15 protein-coding genes are annotated in these 16,177 nt (G+C 62.3%); 5 read left to right on the top strand and 10 right to left on the bottom strand.

Going from position 1 to position 16,177, the window contains the following annotated elements; all coding sequences use genetic code 11:
* Positions 1-8: 8 nt before the first annotated feature.
* Genes tal through pgl form a run of 5 tightly spaced genes read left to right on the top strand, consistent with a single transcriptional unit; the run spans position 9 to position 6,083 of the window.
* On the top strand, positions 9-1,127 hold the full coding sequence (tal, locus tag J3A64_RS06250; protein WP_014921875.1) for a transaldolase: 1,119 nt from the start codon (positions 9-11) through the stop codon (positions 1,125-1,127).
* Between the two features lie 6 nt (positions 1,128-1,133).
* On the top strand, positions 1,134-2,765 hold the full coding sequence (locus tag J3A64_RS06255; RefSeq protein ID WP_011774783.1) for a glucose-6-phosphate isomerase: 1,632 nt from the start codon (positions 1,134-1,136) through the stop codon (positions 2,763-2,765).
* Between the two features lie 15 nt (positions 2,766-2,780).
* Entirely contained in the window at positions 2,781-4,337 is a 1,557-nt protein-coding gene (gene zwf / locus J3A64_RS06260) for a glucose-6-phosphate dehydrogenase (RefSeq protein WP_011774782.1), read from the top strand.
* Positions 4,334-5,275, top strand: a complete 942-nt coding sequence (locus J3A64_RS06265) for a glucose-6-phosphate dehydrogenase assembly protein OpcA (protein WP_011774781.1) — start codon at positions 4,334-4,336, stop codon at positions 5,273-5,275. The genes zwf and J3A64_RS06265 overlap by 4 nt, the downstream gene beginning before the upstream one ends.
* Entirely contained in the window at positions 5,265-6,083 is an 819-nt protein-coding gene (pgl, locus tag J3A64_RS06270; protein ID WP_011774780.1) for a 6-phosphogluconolactonase, read from the top strand. Before J3A64_RS06265 ends, pgl begins: the two co-directional genes overlap by 11 nt.
* On the opposite strand, the gene J3A64_RS06275 is transcribed toward pgl, so the two are convergent.
* The 10 genes from J3A64_RS06275 to uvrC all read right to left on the bottom strand — a co-directional run bounded on the left by J3A64_RS06275 (position 6,036) and on the right by uvrC (position 16,168).
* Complete coding sequence (locus tag J3A64_RS06275; RefSeq protein WP_081589140.1) at positions 6,036-6,431, bottom strand: RNA polymerase-binding protein RbpA; 396 nt, start codon at positions 6,429-6,431, stop codon at positions 6,036-6,038. The two genes, pgl and J3A64_RS06275, sit on opposite strands and share 48 nt — an antisense overlap.
* A gap of 161 nt (positions 6,432-6,592) precedes the next feature.
* Positions 6,593-6,850 (bottom strand): preprotein translocase subunit SecG, encoded by a 258-nt coding sequence (gene secG, locus J3A64_RS06280; protein WP_011774779.1) that lies wholly within the window; start codon positions 6,848-6,850, stop codon positions 6,593-6,595.
* Positions 6,851-6,886: 36 nt separating this feature from the next.
* Complete coding sequence (gene tpiA, locus J3A64_RS06285; protein WP_210063821.1) at positions 6,887-7,702, bottom strand: triose-phosphate isomerase; 816 nt, start codon at positions 7,700-7,702, stop codon at positions 6,887-6,889.
* Positions 7,703-7,776: 74 nt separating this feature from the next.
* Entirely contained in the window at positions 7,777-9,003 is a 1,227-nt protein-coding gene (gene pgk / locus J3A64_RS06290; RefSeq protein WP_011774777.1) for a phosphoglycerate kinase, read from the bottom strand.
* Positions 9,004-9,012: 9 nt separating this feature from the next.
* A complete protein-coding gene (gene gap, locus J3A64_RS06295) occupies positions 9,013-10,023 on the bottom strand; it encodes a type I glyceraldehyde-3-phosphate dehydrogenase (RefSeq protein WP_014921872.1) in 1,011 nt (336 codons plus the stop codon).
* Positions 10,024-10,294: 271 nt separating this feature from the next.
* Positions 10,295-10,918 (bottom strand): superoxide dismutase, encoded by a 624-nt coding sequence (locus J3A64_RS06300; RefSeq protein WP_043470256.1) that lies wholly within the window; start codon positions 10,916-10,918, stop codon positions 10,295-10,297.
* Positions 10,919-11,091: 173 nt separating this feature from the next.
* Positions 11,092-12,072: a DNA-binding protein WhiA gene (whiA, locus tag J3A64_RS06305; protein ID WP_011774774.1), complete on the bottom strand. Its 981-nt coding sequence runs from the start codon at positions 12,070-12,072 to the stop codon at positions 11,092-11,094.
* Between the two features lie 9 nt (positions 12,073-12,081).
* The gene (yvcK, locus tag J3A64_RS06310) at positions 12,082-13,098 is read right to left on the bottom strand and encodes a uridine diphosphate-N-acetylglucosamine-binding protein YvcK (protein ID WP_011774773.1); all 1,017 of its coding nucleotides are present in this window, start codon (positions 13,096-13,098) and stop codon (positions 12,082-12,084) included.
* Positions 13,098-14,021: an RNase adapter RapZ gene (rapZ, locus tag J3A64_RS06315; RefSeq protein WP_011774772.1), complete on the bottom strand. Its 924-nt coding sequence runs from the start codon at positions 14,019-14,021 to the stop codon at positions 13,098-13,100. The genes yvcK and rapZ overlap by 1 nt, the downstream gene beginning before the upstream one ends.
* Positions 14,022-14,152: 131 nt before the next feature.
* On the bottom strand, positions 14,153-16,168 hold the full coding sequence (gene uvrC, locus J3A64_RS06320; RefSeq protein WP_210063822.1) for an excinuclease ABC subunit UvrC: 2,016 nt from the start codon (positions 16,166-16,168) through the stop codon (positions 14,153-14,155).
* Positions 16,169-16,177 lie beyond the last annotated feature (9 nt).

The raw sequence follows: 16,177 nt of genomic DNA on the forward strand, positions 1-16,177 counted from the left end.
AAAAAAACATGTCTAGCACTCCCACGCAGCAGCTCTCTGATGCCGGCGTTTCCATCTGGCTCGATGACCTTTCCCGCACCCGCCTGGACACTGGCACCCTGCAGAAGCTCATCGACGAAAAGAACGTTGTTGGTGTGACCACCAACCCGTCCATCTTCCACGCCGCCATCACCTCCGGCACGGACTACGACGCCACTATCGCGGCACAGGCTGCCGCCGGCGCCAGCGTTGAAGAGACCATCTTCGAAATCACCACCACGGACGTCGCTGACGCCTGCGATCTCTTCGCGCCGATCGCCGCCGCCACCAACGGTGTGGACGGCCGCGTCTCCATCGAGGTTGATCCCCGCCTCGCCTGGGACACCGCCGGCACCATCGCCGAGGCCAAGCACCTCTACGCGAAGGTCAACAAGGACAACGTCCACATCAAGATCCCGGCAACCCTGGAAGGCCTTGAAGCCATCACGGCAACACTGGCCGAGGGCATCAGCGTCAACGTGACCCTGATCTTCTCCCTGGAGCGCTACCGCGCGGTCATCAATGCCTTCCAGTCCGGCCTTGAGCAGGCCAAGGAGAACGGCCACGACCTCTCCAAGATCCACTCCGTGGCCTCCTTCTTCGTTTCCCGCGTTGATTCCGAAATCGACAAGCGCCTCGACGCCATCGGCACCGATGAAGCCAAGGCACTTAAGGGCAAGGCCGGCGTGGCCAACGCTCGCCTGGCCTACCAGGTCTACGAAGAGCTGTTCTCCACCGAGCGCTGGGCAGTGCTGGCCGAGGCCGGCGCGCTTCCTCAGCGTCCGCTGTGGGCCTCCACCGGTGTGAAGGATCCGGCTTACCCGGACACCCTCTACGTGACGGAACTCGTTGCAGCCGGCGTGGTCAACACCATGCCGGAGAAGACGCTCGATGCAACCTTCGATCACGGCGTAGTCACCGGTGACACCATTACCGGCACCTATGACGAAGCGAACGAGACCCTCAACGCCCTGGAAGCTCTCGGTGTTTCCTACAACGACGTCGTCACCCTCCTCGAGACCGAAGGCCTCGAGAAGTTCGTGGGCTCCTGGAAGGAACTCCTCGCCGACGTCGAAGGCGCACTGGTCACCGCACGGAAGGCTTCCTAACCCATCATGAGCACAATCAGCTACGACGCCAGCGGTGCCGCGCAAGAAGCCATCGCCCAGCACATTGACAGCCTGGTCGAGGACAAGATCGCGACCCGGATTTTCGCGAAGGACCACACGTTGTGGGGTCCTGATGCGGAGTCCGAGTCTGCGATCCGTCTGGGCTGGGTGGAGGCTGCCACCGTGTCCCAGGCCCTGGTCGGGGACATTCTGGAACTTCGTGATGCCCTCCGTGCAGACGGTGTCTCACGCATTGTCCTGTGTGGCATGGGTGGGTCTTCGTTGGCTCCTGAGGTCATTGCCGGTACTGCCGGCGTCGAGCTGACTGTGCTGGACAGCACTGATCCTGAGCAGGTCAGTGCTGCTTTGGCTGATCGGTTGGAGGAGACGGCTATTGTTGTTTCCTCCAAGTCGGGCTCCACTGTTGAAACCGACTCCCAGCGACGCGTCTTTGAGAAGGCGTTCAACGACGCTGGAATAGATGCCAAGAGCCGGATCATCATTGTCACGGATCCGGGTTCGCCTTTGGACAAGGCGTCCCGCGAGGCCGGCTACCGTGCGGTGTTCAACGCCGATCCCAACGTGGGTGGACGCTTCTCCGCACTGACCGCTTTTGGTCTGGTTCCGAGTGGCTTGGCGGGTGTCGATATTCAGGCATTCCTGGACGAGGCAGAAGAGGCGGCGGAGATCCTTAACGAGGACTCAGCCGATAACATTGGCCTTGCCTTGGGCATCGCCTTGGGTGGTACCAGCCCGCTGCGCAACAAGATCGTCATTGCCGAAGACGGCTCGGGCATTGTTGGTTTCGCCGACTGGGCCGAGCAGCTCATCGCCGAATCCACGGGCAAGCTTGGCACTGGCGTTCTGCCGGTGGTCGCCGGACCGGATTCCCCCGAGGCCACCAACGGCGCCGACGACGTCCTGGTGGTTCGGCTGGTAGGCGCGGATGCCGACGTCGAACTTCGCGAAAACGAGGTCGCCATTGCCGGTGGCCTGCCTTCGCAGATGTTCGTCTGGGAATTCGCCACAGCGGTGGCTGGTCGCCTTCTGGGCATCAACCCTTACGACCAGCCCGACGTCGAAGCCGCGAAGGTGGCTGCGCGCGGCTTGCTGGATGCACGACCGGAGCCCACCCCCGCTGTCTTCACCGATGGTGCTGTGGAGGTTCGCGGCGGAGACTGGCTTGGTTCTGCGTCCACTGTTTCGGAAGCTGTTCAGGCACTTCTGGCCCAGCTCGGCGCGGATGGTTACTTGAGCGTTCAGGCCTACTTTGACCGTATTTCCTACGCACCGCTCGAAGGAATCCGCGACGAACTCGCAGCTGTCAGCGGACGTCCGGTGACTTTCGGTTGGGGACCCCGTTTCCTTCATTCCACGGGTCAGTTCCACAAGGGTGGACCGGCAATCGGTGTGTTCCTTCAGATCACTGCGGCATCCTCCACCGACCTCGACATCCCGGAGCGCCCCTTCACCTTCGGCCAGCTCATTGCCGCACAGGCCTCAGGTGATGCCCAGGTACTGGAAGGCCATGGACGGCCGGTGTTGCGTCTGCACCTCACTGAGCGCGCTGCGGGCGTCGCCCAACTCCAGGAAGTCGTCGCTGCGCTGACCACCCAAGCCAGCGCACTCGAAAGCTAAGGCACAGAACCAAACATGCCAGAAACTGAAAACGGCAGGAAAGCCGCCGGTCTCCGGAACCCCTTGCGGGATCCGCGGGATCGGCGCCTGAACCGCATTGCCGGGCCGTCGTCGTTGGTGTTCTTCGGAGTCACCGGCGACCTCGCCCGTAAAAAGCTCATGCCGGCGGTCTATGACCTCGCCAACCGTGGCCTCCTTCCGCCCAGCTTCGCGCTGGTGGGTTTCGGCCGCCGCGACTGGGACAACGCCGACTTCGCGGCCGAGGTCAAGGAAAACGTCAAGGCCCACGCCCGGACCAAGTTCGATGAAGCCGTGTGGGAGCAGCTTGCTTCCGGTATCCGCTTTGTCCAGGGCGAGTTCGACGACGACGACGCTTTCGAGCGCCTCGGTGATGTGTTGGATGAGCTGGATGAGACCCGTGGCACCCGCGGCAATCACGGCTTCTACCTGTCCATCCCGCCCAAGGCCTTCGAGCAGGTGTGTCGTCAGCTGTCCAAGCACGGCCTGGCGCAGGCCAAGCCCGGTCAGTGGCGCCGAGTGGTCATCGAGAAGCCGTTCGGGCACGACCTCGAGTCTGCCCGGCAGCTGAACGACATCGTGGAATCGGTGTTCCCGGCCGATGCCGTGTTCAGGATCGACCACTACCTGGGCAAGGAGACGGTACAGAACATCCTGGCGCTGCGTTTCGCGAACCAGTTGTTCGAACCGCTCTGGAACGCCAACTACGTGGACCACGTCCAGATCACCATGGCCGAGGACATCGGAACAGGTGGCCGCGCAGGGTACTACGACGGCGTGGGTGCGGCCCGCGACGTCATCCAGAACCACCTGCTGCAGTTGCTCGCGTTGACGGCGATGGAAGAACCCATCTCCTTCAACGCCGACGATCTGCGGGCGGAGAAGGAAAAGGTCCTCGCAGCGGTCAAGCTGCCCGATGACCTCTCCACCCATTCGGCCCGCGGTCAGTTCACCGGTGGTTGGCAGGGCGGCGAAGAAGTCCTCGGATACCTGGATGAGGACGGTATTCCTGCCGATTCGAAGACCGAGACGTTCGCTGCGATCCGGGTAGACATCAACACCCGCCGCTGGAACGGCGTGCCGTTTTACCTGCGCGCCGGCAAACGCCTCGGCCGCCGCGTCACTGAAATCGCAGTGGTCTTCAAACGCGCACCAAACCTGCTCTTCCGCGATCACGGCGAGGACGACTTTGGCCAGAACGCCGTAGTGATCCGTGTCCAGCCCGACGAAGGCGCCACCATCCGGTTCGGTTCCAAGGTTCCCGGCACGCAGATGGAAGTCCGCGACGTCACCATGGACTTCGGCTACGGCCACTCCTTTACCGAGTCCAGCCCCGAAGCCTACGAACGCCTCATACTGGACGTGCTCCTGGGCGAACCGCCGCTTTTCCCGCGCCACCAGGAAGTGGAATTGTCCTGGAAGATCCTTGACCCGTTCGAGGAATACTGGGCCGGCCTGGACGAACAACCGCAACCCTACGCACCCGGCAGCTGGGGCCCGGCCTCGGCCGACGCCCTGCTGGCCCGTGACGGACGAACCTGGAGAAGGCCATGATCGTAGATCTTCCCAATACCACCACCTCCAAGATCTCCAAGAAGATCATGTCGCTGCGCGAACAAGGCGGCGTCATCGCCTTGGGTCGTGTCCTCACCCTGGTGGTCGTGACCAAGTCCGGGCAGGAAGAGGAAGCCATCGAGGCAGCCAATGAAGCCAGCCGGGAACACCCGTGCCGGATCATTGTCCTGGCAGACGCAGGCGTAGAAGGCCCGGACCGCCTCGACGCGCAGATCCGCGTGGGTGGCGACGCCGGAGCTTCGGAGGTCATCGTCCTGCGCGGCCACGGGCACATGGCGCACGAGAGCGAATCATTGGTCGCTGCGCTGCTGCTCCCGGACGCACCGATCGTGGCGTGGTGGCCGCACGGTGCACCGGAAAGCGCCTGCGAGACATCGATCGGCCGCATCGCCCACCGACGCATCACGGATTCCGCCAACGAACCCGATCCCCGGCTCGCCCTGGAAAACATCCGGGCCACGTACAAAGCCGGCGACACCGACCTCGCCTGGACCCGCCTGACCAACTGGCGCATGCAGCTCGCAGCCGTGTTCGACCAGGTTGATGGTGACCCGGTATCAGCCGTCGCCGTGGAAGGTGCCTCGGACTCCCCCAGCACGCTGCTCCTCGCCGCATGGCTGAGCTTGGCCCTGCAGGCTCCGGTCACGATCGTTGCCGATCCGGCAGGAACCGGCATCCGCCGTGTGCGCCTCACCCGCGCCAGTGGCGACGTGCAGCTCTTCCGTCCCGGCCTGTCCGTGGCCGAGCTGACACAGCCCGGACAGCCGGCGCAGCGTATCACGCTCCCCCGCAGAAGCCTCAAGGATTGCCTCGCCGAGGAACTCCGCAGGCTCGATCCGGACGAAGTCTTCGGAGAAGTGATTACGATGGGACTGCCACTAACCAGCCAGAGGAGAGTCCAGACCAGTGCACGCTGAGCCAAGAGTAAGCATCCACCCCGATTCAAAGGTGTTGATGGCCGCCATTGCGGCACGTCTCATCACCAAGCTTGTGGATGTCCAGGACAAGCATGGCGAGGCCACAGTAGTCCTGACCGGCGGAACCGTTGGCATTGGGACCCTGAAGGCCGTCGCAGACTCTGCCGCGGCGCCCGCTGTCGACTGGTCAAGGGTCAACTTCTGGTGGGGTGATGAGCGATTTGTTGCCGCTGACAGCGACGACAGGAACACCCGCCAAGCACACCAGGCTTTGCTTTCCCACTTGGCGGTAGATCCTGCCCGGGTTCACGAGCCCGGCTCCGCCGATCAGTACGCTACGGCGGACGAGGCAGCAGCTGCCTACGCTGAAGAGCTCAAGGCAGCTGCAGAGGCCGAGCACGCAGCAGACACGTCTGATGACAGGCCCGAGCAGCCCGGGACTCTGCCCCGGTTCGACATCCTGCTCCTGGGCGTGGGACCCGATGCGCATGTGGCATCGCTTTTCCCCGAGCAAGCCGGCATCCGCGAGAAGTCCCGTCCCGTGGTGGGCGTCGAGAACTCGCCCAAGCCACCGTCGTCCCGCATTTCATTGACGCTTCCTGCAATCAACACAGCACAGGAAATCTGGATGGTTGTTGCCGGCGAGGACAAGGCAGGAGCTGTGGGCTTGGCCCTCGCAGGCGCCAACCCCGTCCAGGTCCCCGCAGCGGGTCCTGTGGGGCGGGCGAGGACCCTATGGCTTATCGACGAGAATGCGGCGTCACGCGTCCCCCAGCAGTTGGTCCGGAAGGACCCCGCGGGCGCGTAACCGATCCAGCGCTCCAGCCAGGACCACTTCGGCATCCTGGCTGGAGCGTCGTTCTTTAACGTAATCCAAGTGCGATTTGAAGATCTCATCGTCAGGTCTTTCCGGGGCCGGATGGCCGGGATCCCGCGTAGCGGGCGAACCACATTTGGGGCAGTCCCACGTCCTGGGAATCTGCTCGTCCGGCAGCTTAAGGAAAACAAGCCGCGTTTCGTGTCCCTTGGCGCACCAATAGGGAACACGAATACGCGGCAACTGTTCGCCGGATCCGTGGTCGCTTTGTTGCCGCGGCTCTGAACCCTGGGTTACGCCTACGCGAGTGCCCCGATAACCAGACGTGCCATGAACCATTTTCGAACCCCTAGCGACTCGGTGGTCGGCCGTCACGGCCTGTGGCCTTACGGCCAACAGGGACAGTCTAATGCGAGGGGCTCGACGACGGCACTAGGGTTGGGTGCCCGGGGGCAAGAAAAAGGGAGGCTCCTGTCCAGGAGCCTCCCTTTTGGCAATGACTAGGAGTCGCCACCCGAGCTGAATCGCATGATCAGGCCCAAACCGATGATCACAACACCCCACGTGATTCCGAGAATGATGGTGAAGCGGTTCAGGTTGCGCTCAGCTACGCCGGATGAACTCAATCCGGAGCTCATTCCGCCACCGAACATGTCGGACAAACCGCCGCCACGTCCCTTGTGCAAGAGGATGAGCAGCGTCAGCAGAAGGCTGGTGATGCCCAGCAGGATCTGCAGAATGACTTGAAGAACGTCCACGACGGCCTTTCGAAGAAGCGGAAAACGGGAGCCGGACTAGTCCGTGACGAGGTGGCTCTCGAACCTGACAATGTTAGCAAACTCGGCGGGGTCCAGGCTGGCGCCACCCACGAGCAATCCGTCAACGTCGCTTTCGGCCATGATGGCGGCAGCATTATTGGCCTTGACGGAGCCGCCATAAAGGAGGCGCGTCTTCCCTGCGACAGTCTCATCGAAGAGTTCGGCAAGCTCGGCACGGATTGCAGCGCACATTTCCTGTGCGTCTTCCGGGCCAGCAACTTCGCCGGTACCGATGGCCCAGACGGGTTCGTAAGCCACAACGAGTTCAGCAGCTTGCTCAGCCGTGAGGCCTTCCACACCGGCACGCAGCTGGGCCAAGGTGTGTTCAACGTGTGTGCCCGCCTGACGGACTTCAAGGCCCTCACCTACGCACAGTACGGGAGTAAGTCCATGGCGGAAGGCGGCCTTGACCTTGGCGTTCAAAACCTCGTCAGACTCGTTGTGGATAGTGCGGCGCTCACTGTGGCCCACCAATACGTAGGCACAGCCCAACTTGCTGAGGAACTGACCGGAGATATCACCCGTGTAAGCGCCGGAGTCGAACTGGGACAGATCCTGGCCACCGTAGACAATTTCCAGTTCATCACCCTGTACGAGTGTCTGGACACCGCGGAGGTCGGTGAACGGAGGGAATACTGCAACCTCCGCACGGTTGTAGTTGTGCTTGGCGTCTGACAGTGTCCACGCGAGCTTCTGCAGCAAGGTGATGCCCTGGACGTGGTCCATGTTCATCTTCCAGTTGCCGGCGATGAAGGGCTTGCGGATGAAGTTGCCGTTAGCAGAGGTAGTCACATGAACTCCAAAAAATGCGTTGAGATATGGAACGACCGGCAGGACGCGGTGGCGCCCTGCCGGTCGGTTGATGCTTAGCGGTCCAGGACGCTCAGACCGGGAAGTTCCTTGCCTTCAAGGTATTCCAAGCTGGCACCGCCACCGGTGGAAATGTGGCCGAACTGCGAATCCTCGAAGCCGAGGGTGCGGACGGCTGCGGCGGAATCGCCACCGCCAACCACGGTGAACGCAACCGTATCCGTAAGTGCCTGCGCAATGGCGCGCGTGCCGCTGGAGAAGGCTTCGAATTCGAAGACGCCCATGGGGCCGTTCCAGAACACGGTTTTGGCCCCCTCGATCTGGGCCGCGAATGCCGCTGCGGATTCCGGGCCGATGTCCAGGCCGATGCCGGAAGCACCAAAGGTGCTGTCCTCTATGGCGTCTGCCTTAACGACCTCGTGTTCAGCATCCGCAGCGAAACGGCTGGCGACCACAACATCGGTTGGGATCACGAACGACGTTCCGGCATCGGATGCGCGCTTGAGGTAGTCCTGGACCACCGGAATCTGGTCTTCCTCGAGGAGGCTGCCCGCCACCTTATGCCCGGCTGCTGCCAGGAAGGTGAACAGCATGCCGCCGCCAACAAGGATGGTGTCAGCCTTGCCCAACAGGTTGTCAATGACTGCCAACTTGTCAGAAACCTTGGAGCCACCAAGAACCACAACGTAGGGACGTTGCGTATCCGTTGTGAGCTTCCGGAGAACCTCTACTTCGGTGTGCACAAGATCGCCCAGGTATGACGGCAACCGGGTTGCGACATCGAAGACGCTGGCGTGCTTGCGGTGGACCGCGCCAAAGGCGTCGTCAACATACGCGCCGTTGGTCCCCGTCAGGGCAACCAGCTCATCAGCGAAGGCGCCGCGCTCGGCGTCGTCCTTACTGGTTTCGCGGGCATCGAAGCGAACGTTTTCCAAGACGAGTACTTCGCCGTCCTGGAGACCGGCCGCGAGCTCCTTCGCGGAGTCCCCCACCGTGTCGTTGGCCAACTGGACCTTGAAGTCCGCGAGCTCCGCCAAGCGGGCCGCAGCGGGCTTGAGCGAGTACTTGTCCTCTGGGGCGCCCTTGGGGCGTCCGAGGTGTGCGGTTACGAGCACACGGGCACCGGCGTCCGAGAGCTTCTTGAGGACCGGAAGGGAGGCCTTGATGCGGCCGTCATCGGTCACTGCAGAGCCGTCGAGCGGCACATTCAGGTCACTTCTGACCAAAATGTACCGCCCGCGGACACCTTCAGCGATGAGCTCGTTGAGGGTGTGAGATGTCATGTGTCTACCCTAGCCCAGCTTGGATGCGACAAGCTCCGTGAGGTCTACGAGGCGGTTGGAGTAGCCCCACTCGTTGTCATACCAGGAAACAACCTTGACCTGGTTGCCGATGACCTTGGTGAGGCCGGAATCGAAGATGGAGGACGCGGGGTCTCCGACGATGTCCGAGGACACGATAGGGGCATCCGTGTAGCTGAGGATTCCGGCGAACTGCTCGGACTCAGCGGCAGCCTTGACGGCAGCGTTGACTTCCTCAACCGTGACTTCGCGGGAAACGGTGACCGTGAGGTCCGTGGCGGAACCCGTGGGGACGGGAACGCGAATGGCGTAACCGTCCAGCTTGCCCTTCAGTTCCGGCAGGACCAGGCCGATAGCCTTGGCTGCACCGGTTGAGGTGGGAACCATGTTGATGGCGGCAGCACGGGCGCGGCGGAGATCGCCGTGCGGGCCGTCCTGCAGGTTCTGGTCTGCGGTGTAGGCGTGGACCGTGGTCATCAGGCCACGCTCGATGCCGAAAGCGTCATTGACAACCTTGGCCAGCGGGCCGAGGCAGTTGGTGGTGCAGGATGCGTTGGAGATGATGTTGTGCGTTGCGGGATCGTAGAGATCCTGGTTGACGCCCATAACGATGGTGATGTCTTCGTCGCTGGCGGGTGCCGAAATGAGGACCTTCTTGGCGCCGGCATCGATGTGCTTCTGCGCAGCTGCTGCCTTGGTGAAGAAACCGGTTGACTCGATGACGATGTCTACGCCCAGCTCGCCCCAAGGGAGGTTGGCGGGATCGCGCTCGGCCAGAACGGTGATGGACTTGCCATCGACTACCAGGTTGCCATCAACAACCTCCACGGACTGCGTGAGGCGGCCACCGACGGAGTCGTACTTCAGGAGGTGGGCGAGAGTCTCGGGGCTGGTGAGGTCGTTCACTGCCACGATCTCAAGGTCTGCGCCCTGGGCCAGTGCTGCGCGGAAGTAGTTACGGCCGATGCGGCCGAAGCCGTTGATACCAATACGGGTGGTCACTATGTGTCAATCTCCTTGGTGCTCTTGCAAGCACGCCTAGTGAGTCGGATCAAATATTTCCAACTAACAGACCCCGCACGTCTTTGGGCAGAGGTGATTATCAGATCGGAGGGCGACCAGCCACGTTGCTGAAGGCTAACCGCCTTCCGTGATCCATCTTACGTTTAACTAAGCCTGCCCCCGCAACTGCGGAGGCAGGCTTTCCAGCATTTGGCCCCAATTCACGCCAAAAGTGACTTTTGTTACATTCGCGTGAACCGGGACTCACCAACTAGAGGACGATGAGGCCCGTGGCGTTGGCGCGGGCAGCTTCGAAGCGCTTGGCGACGTCGGCCCAGTTGACGATGTTCCAGAAGGCCTTGACGTAGTCAGCCTTGACGTTGACGTAGTCCAGGTAGAAGGCGTGCTCCCACATGTCCAGCATCAGCAGCGGGGTGGTGCCCACTGCCACGTTGCCCTGCTGATCGTAGAGCTGCTCGATGAGCAGGTTTCCACCGATGGGCTCGTATGCCAGGAAGGCCCAGCCGGAACCCTGCAGGCCCAGTGCAGCCGCGCTGAACTGGGCACGGAAAGCATCGAAGGAGCCGAAAGCGTCGTCAATGGCAGCAGCCAGTTCGCCTTCGGGCTTGTCGCCGCCGTCCGGGGAGATGTTGTTCCAGAACACGGAGTGGTTGATGTGCCCACCGGTGTGGAACGCGAGGTCCTTGGAGAGGCGGTTGATGTTGGCGAAATCATTCTTTTCGCGCGCTTCGGCCAGCTGGGCGAGGGCGTTGTTGGCGCCTGCAACGTATGCCGCATGGTGCTTGCTGTGGTGCAGCTCCATGATCTTTGCCGAAATGTGCGGCTCGAGTGCTGCGTAGTCGTAGCCGAGCTCGGGCAGAACGTACTCTGTCACGAAATCCTCCAATGTAATGGACTCACGTCCGGGTTGGTAACTCTCGTTATGTCATCCGGCCAGCGGGCCGGCCGGAAATCCTTGGTGAAGAAGACTGTTCATGCCTCCACCGGGAACAACCGGCGGTGGCCTCGCAGTATTTCCTTCACACTTTTCGATTCTATGGGTGTGCTCTACTCGTCCATCATTTCCGGAGTCACATTTGCCTCAGTGCCCGGAATGCCCAAATCCAGGGCGCGTTTGTCTGCCATGGCCAGGAGCCGGCGAATACGGCCCGCTATGGCGTCCTTGGTCATGGGTGGATCGGCAAGGCGGCCGAGTTCATCCAGGCTGGCCTGCTTGTGGGCCACGCGAAGCTCCCCGGCGTACTTGAGATGGTCCGGAACGTCGTCGCCAAGGATCTCCAACGCACGGTCCACCCTGGCGCCCGCTGCTACTGCCGCCTGGGCCGAGCGACGCAGATTGGCGTCATCAAAGTTGGCAAGCCTGTTGGCCGTTGCCCGGACTTCCTTTCGCATGCGCCGTTCTTCCCAGACCATCAGGGCGTCATGGGCGCCCATGCGTGTCAGGAGGGTAGCAATGGTGTCGCCGTCACGGATGACCACACGGTCCACGCCGCGAACTTCACGTGCTTTGGCCTGAATCCCAAGCCGGCGGGCAGCACCGACTAGCGCCAACGCGGACTCAGGGCCCGGGCACGTCACTTCGAGTGACGACGATCGCCCTGGTTCAGTGAGTGAGCCATGGGCAAGGAAAGCGCCCCGCCACACGGCCTCAGCATCGGCCGCTGAACCGTTGACCACTGCGGAAGGAAGACCCCGAACAGGACGTCCACGGCCATCCAACAAGCCCGTTTGGCGGGCAAGTGCCTCGCCGTCGCGCACTACGCGGACCACGTAGCGGCTCCCCCGGCGCAATCCTCCGCCGGAAACAACGATGATTTCGCTCTGATGCCCATAGACTTCAGCGATCGCTGCCCGGAGACGACGGGCGGTGGAGGCGAGGTCAACTTCAGCCTCGATGACGATCCGCCCCGAAATAATGTGCAAGCCGCCTGCGAAACGCAGCATTGCCGAAACCTCCGCTTTGCGGACGGAAGATTTCTTGATGTCCAGCCGGGACAGTTCGTCCTTGACCGACGCAGTAAGTGCCATCGCGTATTCCTAACTGTTCCCGAAAATATCGTGGTACGCCGCTGCCAGCAGCAGTGGATCATGGACGGGGCGGCGCCTCGACGCCCCTACTCTACCCAACACCACTTCGGCGCCGATCATCGCGGCCGCCTTCTCAAAGGCCTTGCGATCCTGCACGGCCGCGGGATCCGCCAGGACGACGTCCACCGTGAACTCAGGCGCATAGCGGCGCAGGACATCCAAGTGATCCGCTGCGGTCATGCCCGAGGTTTCTTTGGTTTCAACGTCCAGGTTCATGGTGAGACAGCGTTTGGCAGCGGTATCGCCCAAGGCCCGACGAAGCTCGGGCAACAGCAAATGCGGCAAAACCGAGGTATACCAAGAGCCGGGGCCCAGGATGACCCAATCAGCAAGCTCAATCGCGGTGAGTGCTTCGGTGCAGGCAGGAGCGGATTCGGGCAGGAGCCTGACTTCTTCCAGCTTTCCCGCCACGGCACACTTCGCCTGCCCCCGAACCGTCCTCAGTTCGTGGCCACCATCCGGCAACTCCATGCGCGCCTTGCCCTCAATGGTGAGGGGAACGCTGGACATCGGCAGTACTTGTCCGCGGGCACCCAGCAGTGCTCCGGCCCACTTCAGGCCGGCAACGGTGTCCCCCAGAAGCTCCCACAGTGTGACGATGAGCAGGTTGCCCATGGCGTGGTTGTCCAGCGAGCCGCCCTTCGCCGAACCCGCTTCAAAGCGGTGCTGCATGACATCGCGCCAGGTGCGGCCCCAGTCAGTGTCATCACACAGGGCGCTCAGGGCCATCCGCAGGTCTCCGGGCGGGAGGACGCCGTACTCATCGCGGAGACGCCCGGAACTGCCGCCGTCGTCCGCCACTGTGACGATTGCCGTCAGCTCCGAGGTGAGCAGACGCAAGGCAGACAGAGACGCCGCGAGGCCATGACCGCCGCCCAAGGCCACCACGGAGGGGCTCTTCTTCTGCTGGCTGCCGGGGACGCCCTTGGGCGGAATAAGTGGCAGCGGGCCCGTCAGAACCCCCACTACTCGCGTCCCAGGTCGCGGTGGGTGGTGGTCACGGTGACGCGCGGGTACTGCGCCAGGCGCTTCGAAAGTTCCATGGCGACTGCCACCGAACGGTGCTTGCCGCCTGTGCAACCAACTGCCAGCGTGGCGTAGTGCTTGTTCTCCTGGCGGTAACCGTCCAGGACAGGCTCCAAAGCCCGCACATAGCGGTCCACGAACTCCTGAACACCCTCCGCGCCCAGCACGTAATCGCTGACATCCTCATCCAAGCCCGTATGCGGCCGCAATTGGGGAACCCAGTGCGGGTTGGGGATGAAGCGGGCGTCGGCCACGAAATTCGCGTCCACGGGCAGCCCGTATTTGAAGCCAAAGCTCATGACGTTCAAGCGAAGTGTCACCGGCCCGGTATCGCTGAACAGTTCCGTGATGGCCGTAGCCAAGCCGTGGACGTTGAACTCGGAGGTGTCCAGAACGACGTCGGCGTGTTCGCGCAGTTCACGAAGGACCTCACGCTCGATGCCGATGCCGTCGAGGATCCTTCCCCCGCCCTGCAGCGGATGCGGGCGGCGCCCCTGCTCGAAGCGCCGGACCAGGACGTCGTCGTTGGCGTCCAGGAAGAGTACCCGGAAGGTGATGCCGCTCGCGCTCAGCGCCCCCAAAGCCGTCTGGATGTCAGTGAAGAGGTCCTTGCTGCGAACGTCCACCACTACGGCAAGTTTGGGAATCGACTTCGGGGCATGTGACACAATTTCGGCCAAAGTGCCCAGCATTTGCGGAGGAAGGTTGTCCACGACGTACCAGCCGTGGTCCTCCAAAGCATCGGAGGCGGTGCTGCGTCCGGCGCCCGACATGCCGGTTACCACCAACAATTCCGCTTCAGGTGGCTTGACGGGCGTCAGGCCGTCCTGCTCCGTGCCGGACTTTGCCGTAGCCTCATCCATCAGTTGTCCCCGTTTCGTCGGAAGTGGTCATTCGAAAAGCTCGTGGCAGCCGCCTGGGAAGGAGGTCGCATATGGCCCGTTTAAGGCGTCCGGAATCAATGGTGCGCCGACCGGCCAGGTTCTTACCCTAGCTAAGATTCGAGGATTTCGCCGGTGGTCATGTTAACCGCCGGCGCCCTTTCACCTGCGTCTTCGGTGGACCCAAGGTGCTGTACCACGGCAGCGGCCAGCGCGGGCCCGATGCCCTTGGCAGAGGTGAGTTCCTCCACGGACGCGGCCTTGATCTTCTTGAGCGAGCCAAAATGGGCTACCAAAGCCTTGCGTTTTGCCTCGCCAAGGCCCGGTACGCCGTCCAGGACGGAAACTGTCATCGCCTTGCCGCGCTTCTGCCGGTGGAAAGTAATGGCAAAGCGGTGGGCTTCGTCACGGATCCGTTGCAGGAGATACAACCCCTGCGATGTTCGGGGCAGGATGACGGGGAAGTCACTGTCAGGCAGCCAAACTTCCTCGAGCCGCTTGGCGAGACCCACCACGTAAACATCATCAATACCCAACTCAGCAAGGGCACGGGCCGCAGCATTGACCTGCGGCTGCCCACCGTCCACCACAACCAAGTTGGGCGGGTAGGCAAACTTGGCCTTCGGCGCTGGAACGTCAAGGTCCGACGGCGGCAGCTCAGTGCCGCTCTTGGCGCCTGCACGCGTCGGGTTGACGATCTCGCCGGAAACGATGGGGACCTGTGCAGCCTTATCCGTCAGGTAGTGCCTGAACCGACGGGTCAGGACGTCGTGCATGGCCGCAGTATCGTCCGTTGCTGCCGCGCCCGCAATGGAGAATTTCCGGTAGTCGGACTTTTTGGGCAGTCCGTCTTCCACCACCACCATGGAAGCCACCACGTTGGTGCCTTGGACATGGGAGATATCGAAGCACTCGATCCGCAGGAGCGGAACCGGGATCTCCAGGGCCTCCTGAAGTTCCTGAAGGGCAAGCGAGCGGACCGTAATGTCTCCTGCGCGCCGGGTCTTGTGCAGCTTCAGGGCTTGCTCGGCATTCTCGCGCACAGTGGACATCAGGGCGGCCTTGTCGCCGCGCTGAGGGACACGGATGTCCACCCTGGCGCCACGCAAGCCGCCAAGCCATTCCATCAATTCAGCATGGTTGCTGGGGTTCTCGGGAACCAAGACTTCCCGGGGAATGCGGCCTTGGACTTCACTGTCCTCGCCGTAGACCTGCTGCAGCAAGTGTTCGATGAGTTCGGGAGTGGTGGCATCCTCCACCTTTTCCACCACCCAGCCGCGCTGCCCACGGACACGGCCGCCGCGCACGTGGAACACCTGAACGGACGCTTCGAGTTCGTCCTCGTGGAGAGCGAAGACGTCAGCGTCCGTGTCCTCCGCGAGCACCACTGCGTTCCGTTCAAAGACCTTGCGGAGGGCAATGATGTCGTCCCTCAGCCCCGCCGCGCGCTCGTAGTCCAGTTCGGCAACGGCGGCAGCCATGTCTTTTTCCAAGCGGCTGATAAAACGTTTGGCTTCGCCGCCCATGAAGGAGCAGAAGTCCTCAGCGAGGCCGCGGTGCTCATCAGGGGTGACCCGTCCCACACAGGGTGCCGAGCATTTGTCGATATATCCCAGAAGGCAGGGCCGGCCGCTGGACTCAGCCCGCTTGAAGACGCCCGCGCTGCAACTCCGGACAGGGAAAACCCGCAAGAGCGTATCCATGGTTTCCCTGATGGCACCGGCTGTGTAGGGGCCGAAGTACCTGGTGCCCTTCCTTCTTTCACCACGCATGACCTGCACCCTGGGGTACTTCTCCCCCATGGTGACAGCCAGATAGGGGTAGGTCTTGTCGTCCCTGAACACCACGTTGAACCGTGGCTTGAATTCCTTGATCCACGTGTATTCCAGCTGCAGCGATTCCAGCTCGCTACCCACCACGGTCCACTCAACACTGCTGGCCGCGTGGACCATTGCATGGGTCTTGGGGAGAAGCCCTGCGGGGTTGGCGAAGTAAGAATTCAGCCTGGAGCGGAGGTTCTTTGCCTTGCCCACATAGATGACCCGACCGTGGGGGTCGCGGAAACGATAGACGCCCGGCGTAGTGGGAATTTCACCCGTTTGGGGCCGGTAACTTGCTGGATCTGCCACTGTTCCAGT

Origin of the sequence: Pseudarthrobacter sp. PvP004, assembly GCF_017876035.1 — a bacterium.
Classification (GTDB): domain Bacteria; phylum Actinomycetota; class Actinomycetes; order Actinomycetales; family Micrococcaceae; genus Arthrobacter; species Arthrobacter aurescens_A.